Source organism: Parabacteroides sp. AT13, assembly GCF_002272965.1.
GTDB classification, from domain to species: Bacteria; Bacteroidota; Bacteroidia; order Bacteroidales; family Tannerellaceae; genus Parabacteroides; species Parabacteroides distasonis.
The window spans coordinates 302,148-314,678 of the sequence record NZ_NQMH01000001.1; the positions used below are offsets into that span (position 1 = coordinate 302,148).

The window sequence follows — 12,531 nt, forward strand, 5'->3', positions numbered from 1 at the left end:
CTAATCCTTTTTCGTTTTCAGTAAATCCTCCAATTTCACCAGCTCGTCACGGAATTGGGCAGCCTCGATGAAATCCAGTTTCTTCGCCGCTTCCGTCATCTGTTTGCGAGTCCGCTCGATCGCCTTCTCAAGCTGCGTACGGTTCATGTATTGCATGACCGGGTCCGCCACCAAGCTTGGTTCCGGCTCTATATAAGCGTAAGGCTCCGCCGCTTGTTGTTTCTCGGCAAGCATGGATACACTGTTTTTCATGACTTGCTTCGGAGTAATGCCATGCGCCTCGTTATAAGCCATCTGTTTCTCCCGCCGGCGATTGGTCTCGTCCATGGTCTGCTGCATACTCGCCGTGATCTTATCGGCATAGAAGATAACCTTTCCATTCACGTTTCGGGCGGCACGTCCAGCTGTCTGCGTCAAGGATCGGTGGGAACGCAAAAAGCCTTCCTTATCCGCATCCAAGATAGCGACCAACGAGACTTCCGGTAAATCCAGCCCCTCGCGTAGCAGATTGACACCGATCAGCACATCAAACAGGCCATTCCGCAGGTCGTCCATAATCTGTACACGTTCCAAGGTATCTACATCGCTATGTATATAGTTGCATCGTACCCCCATGCGGGTCATATACGTAGTCAGCTCTTCCGCCATACGCTTGGTCAAGGTAGTCACCAAGACTCGTTCGTCTTTTGCCGAGCGCTGCGTGATCTCCTCCATCAAGTCGTCGATTTGGTTTAATGAAGGACGGACATCGATAATCGGGTCCAGCAGGCCTGTCGGACGTATCACCTGCTCCACCACCACTCCCTCGCTCTTTATCAACTCGTAATCGGCGGGAGTAGCGCTCACATAAATGCCTAGAGGCGTCAACGACTCGAACTCATCGAAGGTAAGCGGACGGTTATCCATCGCCGAGGGCAAACGGAAACCATACTCCACCAAGTTTTTCTTCCGGGCATAATCCCCGCCATACATCGCACGAATCTGCGGGATCGTCACATGGCTCTCGTCTACGACTAGCATGAAGTCTTTCGGGAAATAGTCCAACAGGCAGAAAGGACGATCTCCCGCCGCGCGTCCGTCGAAATAACGGGAATAGTTCTCGATACCCGAGCAATGCCCTAGCTCCCGGATCATTTCCAGATCAAACGTGACACGCTCATACAGGCGTTTCGCCTCGAAGGGCTTACCGATCTCCTTGAGGAAATTCACCTGCGTCCCCAGATCCACATCGATCTGACCGATCGCCATATTGATACGCTCTTGGGTGGTCACGAATAAATTGGTAGGATAAATATTCAGCTCATCTTGCTCATCATACTCCTCGCCTGTCAACGGATTGAAAGAGGAGATGCGGTCTATCTCATCATCCCAGAACTCGATACGGTACGCCATGCCGTCGAAGGTCTCGATCGCCGGGAAAATATCCACCGTATCACCATTCACACGGAAACAGCCGCTTTTGAACTCCAGCTTATTATTCACGTACAAGGCGTCTACAAACCGGCGCAACAGCTTATCCCGGTCGATACGCATACCCCGTTCCAGATGCGTCACTTTCTCGGCGAAAGCCGTAGGGTCTGCCATGCCATATAAGCAGGATACGGATGAGACCACGATCACGTCCTTACGACCCGACAATAAGGAAGCCGTGGCCCTCAAACGCAGCTTATCGATCTCCTCATTGATCGCCAAGTCTTTCTCTATATAGGTATCGGTAGAAGGTAGATAGGCCTCCGGTTGGTAATAATCATAATAAGAGACAAAGTACTCTACCGCATTATTTGGGAAAAACGCTTTAAACTCACTGTATAACTGAGCGGCAAGCGTCTTATTATGGCTGAGTATCAAGGTTGGTCTCTGAACTTCCTTTATCACGTTAGCGATCGTAAACGTCTTACCAGAACCGGTAACACCTAAAAGTGTTTGAAAAGGAACGCCACTCTTGATCCCTTCCGACAACGCCGCAATCGCCTCGGGTTGGTCACCCGTGGGACTGAACGAAGACGATATTTCAAAATTCATCCTTTACCCGATCTGTTGTTTAGGCATTACCAACCACAAGATAACGTATAACAGTCCGCCGAATCCAGCGAAGAAAACCATCAATACCCACACGATCCGTACGATCGTCGGATCCAAGTCCAAGTACTCCGCAAGACCGGCACAAACGCCACCTATCATCTTATTATTCGAACGAGTCAATCTTTTCTTCTCTTCCATATCTTATTATATCTTTATCAATATACAAAACTAATGAATCTCACTCATATTTACAAGTTGAACCAATAATTCATTTTGATCATGAACGTATTTGTAGCGGGGAGTCCCCACATACGATCCAGATTACTTCCCCAGCCGGAGGAATACCAGTTGTCCCGGTTGGACATCCGGTGTTCCCATACGAAATAAAGCGTGGAACCGGGCAAGTATTCCCAGCGGGCTACCAAGTTGGAACGAAACTCGTTAAACCTAAAATCAGGGTTCCTAAAAGGCATCTGCCCAGCTCCCTCCCCGATGGTATAGACTCCATCCGCATAAGTCAATTGATCCGGATCAATACGTTGGAAACGGTTCTCAAAGGTATGCGACTTCGTATCCGCCGCTAATTTAAAATCATCGTATTTAGCGATGGAGGTGAACGGGGCACCATAAAATTGAATGGAAATATCGGGGGTCACGTTCACTTGTAATTTCAGCGTGAGACCATAGGTCTTCTGATCCATGTGGCCCATGACATAATAATAAGGGGCCAAGCTACTCGAGCTAAGCGGACTCGTCGTAGCCACATATTGCATCTCATCCGTATTCCACGCATAATCCAGTTGACCGGACAAATAGACATGGTTTCCCAAGCGGAATGTCAAGCTCGGCGAGATCGTATTGAAGCGATTTCCCTCGAAATTATGATCGCCCTCGTATTTGAGCATGAACATCATTCGTTTCGCCTTATCGGTATTGAACTTAGCGGAAGTTAAGAAATAAGAACCGAAGCGAACATCCGGTCCCCCTCGCAGCAAGCGGCTATCCAGCCAATTCCAAGCAAAGGTTTCCTTGACATCCCATTCATACCGGTTCATCGTCATACTTTGCCAACGCAAAGAAGCGTTGTTGCTAAAAGGAGTACCGCCGTAATTCCACATATTCTTTTGGGACAGGGTAAAGGCGTTGTACCGGAATATCTTCCAGATATCGGTCTGCCGATACATGATCTCCGTCTCATTCATCAGATAATCTGTCTCCTTCATATATCCCATATCATTCAAGTCGAAACCGGGTGACGACCAAGTAAAGGTCTCCGAGAAGTTCCATTTGGCGTTTCCTTTCCGTCCCACTTTCACATAACCACCCGTTCCGGTCAGGGAGCGACGGGTAGGATCCACCCCCAGATAATCGGCGGAGGAAGCCCTTTGATAATAATGCGCCACGCTATTCTGCAAAGCCGTGATCGCCCCGGCGCTACCATGCAAGGAACTCAACATTCCCTTTACATCTATATAATAAAGGCGATTCTTGAAATACTGGGTAAAGTCAATACCCGCCGTGAAAGCGTTACGCACCATGAAATCCTCCAGATAAGGCTGATCCAAGGCACGGTTTACCGAAGTCACCATACCGCCCAGCAAGGTATTCCCCTTCCAGTTCTTTTGCACACGGGCCACGGTATAGTTCGTCAAAGGCTCCACGACTTCCACATCCTCCACCCCGTTACGGGTAACCTTGGAGGAGGAACGTGCCGTTACGCTCTCGATCACTCCGATCGTCAAGCCCCGTTTATTCGTACCCGTCAGTTTCAAAGCACCAATAATCGGCACATTCTCTTTCGTCTCGGCATAACTGCCTACATTGTCTATACCCCGTGGCGTATAAGAGGGAGAGGCGCCGATCCTACGGGTATAAAACATCATATCGCTACCGTTAGCGAAATCCAAGATATGTTTTCCTTCCAAGAAGAAGGGGCGTTTCTCATCGTAAAACGTCTCGTAAGCCGTAAGGTTCATTACGGAGGGGTCCAACTCCACTTGTCCGTAATCCGGATTGATCGTCATATCCAACGTATAATCCGAGAGGGCGAACTTAGCGTCCAAGCCCACGTTTCCTCCCCAGCTATGCCCTTTTTGATAAGGGCTGCCGTCTATCCGGGGTTCCTGCCTGTATTTACCCATTACATACGGCAAGAACTCGATGCCGCGAGGCTTGGGAACAGAGTCCATGCCGCTCATGTTTCCGAACGAAAAGACATGTCCGTTATTCTTCAAGGGAATCATGCTCCAATTTTGCACCTCGTTATTCCTACGTATGATACGGCGTACGTGCAAGCCCCAAACGCCATCCTCCGATTGCTGGTTATAGCGCAACTGGCTGAACGGGATACGCAGCTCGGCGGTCCAACTGGAATCCGCCCGGTTGATATTCGTTCGTCCTTCCCAAACGGCGTTCCAGCTAAGGTTGACGTTCAACTTATCCGTTACGACCAGATCCGTCTTATTTCCTCCTAGATTGATATTGAATTCCGGTGCCGCACGATAATCATGGTAGGTGTCGAAAGCGACGCTGATCAAATCGCCCAGACTATTATCATCCCGGTTCCCGATAAAACGATTCATCTTATCCGGCACGGCGTCCTTGCAATATACACCTACATAGATATATTTATCATCATAGAAAAGTTTTACCCGGGTCGGGGATTGAGTGATCGCCCGCTCATAAGGGATAATCTGTACGAAACGATCCGACCATTCGCCTTGCTTCGTCCAAAAGTCCTCATCCAACTTACCGTCGATCGTAGGTTTCACTCCCGATACTTTCCGGATATTATAGGTACGCTTATAAGCTTTCTCAAAAGGGACGATCGAATCTTGCTGGGCTTCGCACAACAACGAGATTCCTAAAAACACGAGTAGAGTCAGATATTTCATAATGGCCTAGACTATAAGATAACAATAAGCCTCAAAGATAAGCACTTCTTTTCAGAAAAGAGCACATCTTCCCAAGATTTATCGCAACGTAGCCAAAGGCATACGATATCAAGTATTCACTGCAACCCGTATTGCAGTAGTACTGCGACGCACGTGCAGCGCTACTGCAACCGGCGTGCAGTAACACTGCAATGCGGGTTGCAGTACAATAACAATAGCGTCACGATAAAAATCAACAACCGCCTCCCAACGCCCGGTACAGCAATATCTTCTTCCGGCATAAATCGGTGACGATATCGATATGCTCCAGCTCGCTATCCAGATAACGCTCCTCGGCGGAAAGAACCTCCAAGAAACCGGTATAGCTTAATTGGAACATCTCGCCGGCATTCACCACGGAACGTTGGTGGGCAAGGGATTCTTTCTCTTTCAAGCGGATACGCTCCGTTTGGGTCTGGCTGGCGCAATAGAGATCGAGCACCTCGGTGTAAGCGTTCAAAGCGGTCTCGTGGTATTGGGATAAAGCGATACGCTGGGAAGCCTTCGCCTCGTTCCACATCGAACGGATCTCATTGCGGCGGAAGATAGGAGCCGTGATACCCGCCGCCAAGTCGTACACCAAAGAGGCCGGCGAATGAAACCACTTACCCACATCAAACGCATTGAAACCACCACTGGCGCCAAGCACTAACGAGGGATAGAAAGCCGCCTTCGCCGCTATCACATCCGCCTTGGAGGCGATCAACCCCATCTCGGCGGAACGTACATCCGGACGCAATGTCAAGAGGTTCGCTGGAATCCCTTCCGACAAGGGAACCGGCAACTTACGCAACTCATCGAATCCCATCCGGCGAATCTCGAAGGGGAAAACACCCAACAGGCAAGCGATCGCCCGCTCCTTCTCACCGATCAACTGATCGTTTTCCAGCAATTTACTCTCGATCGACAACACACGGGCATAAAACTGATCGACCGCCAACTGCGTCTCCGCCCCTTCCTTCTTCAACTGGCGGGTCAGCTCATGGGAACGACGGGCACTGGCCAGCGCGTTCCGCAACACCTCCTTACGCCGGTCCAAGCCGATCAACTCATAATATTGAATCGCCAAATCGGAGATCAACATCGACTGGGCAAAACGGGTAGCCTCCACGGAAGCCATCCAGCGAGCGGCGGCGGCCTGCTTCTTCCGGGTCAGTTTACCCCAGATATCCGCTTCCCATTGAAAGCTCAAGCTCAAGCCGAAATCCCGGTAAGGGTCCGGTATATGCTTATCCTTTGGCAAAGAAGGCACGTTTGTCTCGCTATTCCCCACACCATCCATCGTATATTCACCGAAACGGTTCACGGAGGCTCCGATGTTCAAATTCACGTCCGGCAGCAAAAGCCCCTTCGCCCGCTGCAAGGCCGCACGGCTCATGGCGATGCGCTCCATGCTCTGCTGGAAGGAATGGTTATTGCGTAAAGCCACATCCACATAGCCTCGCAATAAGGTATCTTGGAAAAAGACATCCCACGAGAGCGGTTTCACGAACGTAGTGTCGTTCATTCCCATCTCGCCAGATTCCGGAAGCGAGATCCGCTCGTCCATCGATAGCTCGGGAGTCTTACAACCGGCCAAAGCAATCAGAGCCAAGGCGCAGCCTATCATTATATATCTCATCTTATCAATACACATACTCGTCTTCTTTAATTTGCTCTTTCTCTTTTCTCTTTTTAAAATAAGTAGCCAGCGACTCGAAGATCACGTAAAGCCCCGGGATCAAGAAGATACCGACAAACGTACCGATCAACATACCTCCGGCCGCCGCCGTACCGATAGAACGGTTACCCAAGGCACCGGCTCCCGAGGCGATCGTCAACGGGATCAAGCCACTGATAAAAGCGAAGGAGGTCATCAAGATCGGGCGCAAACGACTGGTAGCCCCTTGAATAGCGGCTCCCATCACGCTGATACCTTCCTTACGGCACTGGTTCGCCACCTCGATAATCAAGATCGCGTTCTTTCCCAGCAAACCGATCAACATCACCAACGCCACCTGCGCGTAGATGTTATTCTCCAGCCCTACCACGTACAGCAAGAAGAACGAGCCGAACACACCCGCCGGAAGCGACAGGATGACCGGAAGCGGAAGCAATAAGCTCTCGTATTGGGCGGCAAGCAACAGATAGACGAATGCCAAACAAATAGCGAAAATCACCAATGTTTGCCCACCGGACTCTTTCTCCTCCTTCGCCACACCGGACCATTCGGTATCGTAACCACGGGGCAATACCTCGGAAGCGATCTCCTCGACAGCAGCCAAAGCCTCACCCGAGCTGACACCCGGGGCGGCCTCGCCGGTAATCATGGCCGAGGTAAACAGGTTGTAACGGGTAATCTGGCTCGGGCCATACACACGCTCCATCGTCATGAAGTTGGAGTAAGGCACCATATTCCCCTCCTTATTCTTAGCATACAGGCTGAACAAATCCTCCGGATTCATACGATACTCCGGCGCCGCTTGCAACATGACCTTGTACATCTGGCCGAAACGGACGAAGTTGGAGGAATAGAAACTACCTACATAGGATTGCAAGGTTTCCATGGACTCGTTCACGTTGATGCCTAGCTTAGCCGCCTTCGCCAAATCCACCCGGAGCAGATATTGCGGGAAATTCGGGTTGAAGCCGGAAGTGACACCAGTCAGGCGAGGATCAGCGTTCAGCTTCGCCACGAAGTTCTTGGCGACCTCATCCAACTCGGCGAACGTACCGGCGGTCTTATCTTGCAGACGAAGCTCGAAGCCGCTCGCGTTACCGAATCCCGGAACCGTAGGCGGCAGGAAGAACTGGATGTCCGCATCCTTGATATGGGCGACACGATCGGCATACACGCTCATCAACTCCGCCGCCGTCTGCTCCCGTTGATCCCAAGGGGTCAAGTTAATCATACCCATACCGAAGCTGGCACCCTCCGTCTCGGTCATCAAGCTATAGCCGGCCAAGGTAGAGATCGTCTCCACCTCTTCCAACGGCAACAAAGCCGCTTGCACCTTGTTCAAGGCCGCTTCCGAACGCTCCAAGGTAGCTCCGGGAGGCGCATCTACGTTCACATAGATCATACCTTGGTCCTCGTTCGGGATAAAGCCGGAAGGCAACACGAACGTCATGCCCCACGTGGCCAGACAGAAAAGGATCAAGGTTGCGTACGTCAGCATCCGACGGTTCAAGAACCATCTTAAATTCAAGCGATAACGACGCTCCAAGAAATCATAACGGCGGTTAAAGCCCTCGAAGAAACGAGTCAGAAGGCCCTTCTTCGCCTTTTTCGAATGAGATACCGGCTTCAGTAACAAGGCGCAAAGAGCCGGAGACAACGTCAAGGCGTTCACGCCGGAGATCACGATCGCCACAGCAAGCGTCAATGAGAACTGGCGATAGAAGATACCCACCGTACCATCCATGAAACCGACCGGGATAAACACGGCGGACATCACCAGCGTAATAGCGATAATCGCCCCTCCGATCTCACCGATCGCCTTTTTCGTCGCCTTCAACGGGGGCAGCTTCTCGTTGTGCATCTTCACGTGGACCGCCTCTACCACCACGATCGCGTTATCCACCACGATACCGATAGCAAGCACCAAGGCGAACAAAGTCAGCATATTGATCGAGAAACCCAGCATCTGCATAAAGAAGAACGTACCGATCAACGATACCGGAACGGCGATAGCGGGTATCAACGTAGACCGGAAATCCTGCAAGAAAAGATACACCACGATAAATACCAAGATAAACGCCTCCAGCAAGGTCTTGAGCACGACCGATATGGAAGCGTCCAAGAAACGGGATACGTCGTACGAGATATTATATTCCATACCCGGGGCAAACGTCGTTTCCTTCAATTCCTCCATCTTCGCCTTGATCTGCTGGATCACCTCACGGGCGTTCGAGCCCGGACGCTGCTTGATCATGATAGAGGCCGAGGGCTTTCCGTCCGTCATGGAGATCATATTATAATCCTCGGAATCAAACTCGATCGTAGCCACGTCTTTCAGGCGAAGCACGGAACCGTCCGGCAGGGCTTTCAAGACGATCTCGCCATATTCCTCCGGCGTGCTGAACTTACCGCTATACTGCAAGACGTATTGCAATTGCTGCGGGATCTTGTCGGAGCTGATACCCGTCTTACCCGGCGCCGCCTCGATATTCTGCGAGCGGATCGCCTCCGTAACCTCTTGCGGCGACATATTATAAGCCGCCAACCGGTTCGGGTTCAGCCATACACGCATCGCATAGTCGCGGCTACCCATGATCTCCACGAATCCCACGCCATCGATGCGCTTCAACTCACGCAAGATATTGATATCGGCAAAGTTATATACGAATTTCTCCGTATGGGTACTATCCGAGCTCATGATGTTCAGGTACATCAACATACTGTTTACCTCCTTCTCCGTAATCACGCCGGCACGGATCACCTCTTCCGGAAGCTCATCCAGCACGGTGGTCACACGGTTCTGCACATTCACGGAAGCTACGTCCGGGTCGGTACCGACCTTGAAATAGATCGTAGTCAAGGACATACCGTCGTTCGTACAAACAGAGGTCATATAGGTCATTCCGGGCACGCCGTTGATAGCACGCTCCAGCGGGGTCGCCACCGTTTTCGCCATCACGTCGGCGTTCGCTCCGGTATAACGGGCGGTAACGGTAACGGATGGGGGCACGATATCCGGGAATTGGGTGATCGGCAAGGAGTTGATCGCCAGCAATCCCAAGAAGACAATTACCACCGATATCACGCCCGATAAGATAGGGCGTCTGATAAATATTTCAAACATAGGGCTTACTTATTATTCTCGATTTCATTAGACGATTCCAATTGGCGACGGATCGTGGCTCCATCTACCATATCGGGATTGATAGTCATGCCGTCTGTGATCATCTGAACACCCTCGTAGACGATGACGGTCTGGTCCGGCAAATCCTGTGTTACGTAATAAGAACCGTGGCGGGCCAACGGCTCGAAGCTACGCACGCTCACCTTTCCATCTTCCGCTACCGTATATACATAGGTAAAATCCTGTATCTCGAAAGTGGATTGCTGGGGAACCAAGACCACGTTCTCCATCTTGGTCAGCATCCGGATCTTACCGGATACGCCATGTCGCAGCAAACGTTCCGGGTTCGCAAAACGGGCACGGAAAGCGATCGATCCGGTACCCCGCTCAAAGTCGCCCTCCACGGTCTCTACCTTCCCTTTATACCGATAGGTGGATTGGTCGGAAAGGATCAGCTCCAGATTATTATACTCCGGCTGGTCGATACCGCTCAACTGCGTCCGTTTATATTCCAGATACTCCTTCTCGTTGATCTTGAAATAGGCGAACATATCCGATACGTCCGTCAAGGAGGTCAATAAGCTGCTCGGCGTAACCAAACTTCCCACCTTAAAGGGGATGCGGTCCACGTATCCCTCGAAAGGAGCCGTGATCGTCGTGTACGAGAAATTAGTCTCCGCACGTTGCAAACGGGATTTGGCCTGTTGCACCTGCAAGCGTGCCACGTCCGCCTCGGCCATCGCCTGCTCCAGACGAATCGGCGAGATGATATCTTTCTCCACCAAACGCTTGATGCGGTCTACCTCTACCTCCGCCATCTTCAACTCGGCTTGGGCCTGTTTGTGATTGGCTTGCGCCTCTTTCACCTCCTCGTACAATTCCGCCGAGGAAAGCTTGAAAAGCACCTGCCCTTTCTTCACGTGCTCGCCCTCATCTACAAGGACGGCCTCCACGAACCCTTCCACTTTCGGTTTCACCTCTACGAACTGTACGGCTTGTACATCCGCTACATAGGACTGCGGCACCTCGATCGTGGTCGTGGTTAACCGCATCACCGGCGTATGATCTTTCTTCCCGGACTTTTTCTCCCGGTTTTGGCTACAAGATACCCATACACAAGCCGTTAAGCATAGTAAGGGTAAATAGTTAGAAAACAATTTTATCCTCATAAAACTTATAGATTTATAATTATTTGAATACGACGAAAAGCACATAGGCGAATCACCCCATGCGCGACAATAAGAAACAGGTAAGTTCTACTAAATCAGATAGGAACAGAACCAAACGAAATTCTGTGCTTTGTGTAGGTTATAAAATAAAGGAAGCTTGGCGCATTGCCGTAGTTCCAAGGAATGAATTAATTCATGTAAATCCAGAATCGTAAACAAGTCCCATATCAAATCGATCTCCAAGGCTCGGATTTGCACTTGCTCCTGACGTACCGTTCGCAAGGAGGCGTTATCGTCAAAATCCAACAACACATCGGGTGCCTCTTTATCGACTATTTCCATCGAGGTAGTGGTAATATTCTCCGGAAAGAAATCGCTTCCAATGGAATAAAACTGTAACAGCACCAACATGATCATAAGCATGATACGCTGGTGAAACCCAAAACGATTATTCACTGTTACATTTAGCATCTTTTATCTAATGGAGGCGCAAAGATAAACAATCTTTTTGGGAAGAAAAAACATTTCACCCGCATACGAGTATTGGTATCGCCCCACGCCGGTATAGGCATGAGGCGATGCCGGTATAGGCGTAGGGCTACACCAATACCGACACAGGCTCACGCCTATACCAGCACTTAAATATATGCTTTTACCTTCTCCCGATCCGTTTGCACCGTCTCGAATTCGGAGGACACGATACTGCTTCCCATCGGGACATTCTCATTACGGTATTCCATTTTACTATATACGATACTTCGGGCGGACGTATGAAACTCTTTCGCTCCTGTCTCCGCCTCTATTTTCCCGATATTATTCTCACGTACACCACATCCCGGCATGATGATGATCCGTCCGTCCGCACGTTTCACCAGCTCGGCGATCAAGGGGATTCCTTTCACGGCATCCGATTGCTGGCCGGAGGTCAAGATACGGTCGCATCCCAACTCGATTAGCTGCTCCAACGCGGTGAATGGGTCCCGGCAAACATCGAAAGCACGATGACAAGTTACGGACAGAGGTTTTGCCGCCTCGATCAAGCGCCGCATCAAGGGTACATCGATATCCCCGTCTTTCGTAAGACAGCCGAAAACGACGCCATGCACTTTTAGCTCCTTGCACAGTTCTATATCCAATAGCATGGATTGTACCTCGGCTTCCGTATACAAGAAATCACCGCCTCTCGGACGGATAATCACATTGATATCGATCTTGGAAGTCAGAGCCTTCGCCGTCTTGATCTCTCCATAACTAGGTGTAGTTCCCCCTTCGGGTATCCCGGCGCAAAGCTCTACACGGGTAGCGCCTCCCGCCTCCGCCTCCACACAGCTCTGGGCGGAGTTCGCGCATATCTCAATAATTCGTTTCATGTTTATTTAGTATTGTTGACGTACAAAATTACATAAATATCACCACTTGCTCAACAGAACCACAAATAACTATCCGATACCATTAAAAACACCCCTATTATGGATTAACAAAATAAAACAGAACTGTCACCTTTACTATCAAAAAGGCAGCAAATTCGTATCTCCTTATCTATCTATGCCTTAGAAATTTGACTATAGCTTTCTGATTCGTCCAAATAAGAAACAAATTGGTCTATTTCGGAACTACAGCTAA

At 50.3% G+C, this 12,531-nt stretch carries 8 protein-coding genes; all 8 read right to left on the minus strand.

The features are described 5' to 3' along the window. Positions 1-2,022: an excinuclease ABC subunit UvrB gene (gene uvrB, locus CI959_RS01495; RefSeq protein WP_057317591.1), complete on the minus strand. Its 2,022-nt coding sequence runs from the start codon at positions 2,020-2,022 to the stop codon at positions 1-3. A 3-nt stretch (positions 2,023-2,025) separates the two neighbouring features. Continuing rightward, on the minus strand, positions 2,026-2,220 hold the full coding sequence (locus tag CI959_RS01500) for a PspC domain-containing protein (protein ID WP_036632600.1): 195 nt from the start codon (positions 2,218-2,220) through the stop codon (positions 2,026-2,028). A 50-nt stretch (positions 2,221-2,270) separates the two neighbouring features. Next, a complete protein-coding gene (locus CI959_RS01505; protein ID WP_057317590.1) occupies positions 2,271-4,916 on the minus strand; it encodes a DUF5916 domain-containing protein in 2,646 nt (881 codons plus the stop codon). A 232-nt stretch (positions 4,917-5,148) separates the two neighbouring features. After that, positions 5,149-6,591, minus strand: a complete 1,443-nt coding sequence (locus tag CI959_RS01510; protein ID WP_095231395.1) for an efflux transporter outer membrane subunit — start codon at positions 6,589-6,591, stop codon at positions 5,149-5,151. Next, positions 6,581-9,739 (minus strand): efflux RND transporter permease subunit, encoded by a 3,159-nt coding sequence (locus CI959_RS01515; protein ID WP_005861806.1) that lies wholly within the window; start codon positions 9,737-9,739, stop codon positions 6,581-6,583. The genes CI959_RS01510 and CI959_RS01515 overlap by 11 nt, the downstream gene beginning before the upstream one ends. A 5-nt stretch (positions 9,740-9,744) precedes the next feature. After that, positions 9,745-10,908, minus strand: a complete 1,164-nt coding sequence (locus tag CI959_RS01520; protein ID WP_005861805.1) for an efflux RND transporter periplasmic adaptor subunit — start codon at positions 10,906-10,908, stop codon at positions 9,745-9,747. Positions 10,909-10,998: 90 nt separating this feature from the next. Beyond that, the gene (locus CI959_RS01525) at positions 10,999-11,379 is read right to left on the minus strand and encodes a hypothetical protein (protein ID WP_005861803.1); all 381 of its coding nucleotides are present in this window, start codon (positions 11,377-11,379) and stop codon (positions 10,999-11,001) included. Between the two features lie 167 nt (positions 11,380-11,546). After that, positions 11,547-12,278, minus strand: a complete 732-nt coding sequence (locus tag CI959_RS01530) for a copper homeostasis protein CutC (protein ID WP_005861801.1) — start codon at positions 12,276-12,278, stop codon at positions 11,547-11,549. Between the last annotated feature and the right edge of the window lie 253 nt (positions 12,279-12,531).

Bases quoted from the DNA above. Each gene is read 5' to 3' on its own strand.
- CI959_RS01510 (WP_095231395.1), bottom strand. From the start codon at position 6,591: ATGTGTATTGATAAGATGAGATATATAATGATAGGCTGCGCCTTGGCT.
- CI959_RS01500 (WP_036632600.1), bottom strand. From the start codon at position 2,220: ATGGAAGAGAAGAAAAGATTGACTCGTTCGAATAATAAGATGATAGGT.
- CI959_RS01515 (WP_005861806.1), bottom strand. From the start codon at position 9,739: ATGTTTGAAATATTTATCAGACGCCCTATCTTATCGGGCGTGATATCG.
- CI959_RS01520 (WP_005861805.1), bottom strand. From the start codon at position 10,908: ATGAGGATAAAATTGTTTTCTAACTATTTACCCTTACTATGCTTAACG.
- CI959_RS01505 (WP_057317590.1), bottom strand. From the start codon at position 4,916: ATGAAATATCTGACTCTACTCGTGTTTTTAGGAATCTCGTTGTTGTGC.
- CI959_RS01525 (WP_005861803.1), bottom strand. From the start codon at position 11,379: ATGCTAAATGTAACAGTGAATAATCGTTTTGGGTTTCACCAGCGTATC.
- uvrB (WP_057317591.1), bottom strand. From the start codon at position 2,022: ATGAATTTTGAAATATCGTCTTCGTTCAGTCCCACGGGTGACCAACCC.
- CI959_RS01530 (WP_005861801.1), bottom strand. From the start codon at position 12,278: ATGAAACGAATTATTGAGATATGCGCGAACTCCGCCCAGAGCTGTGTG.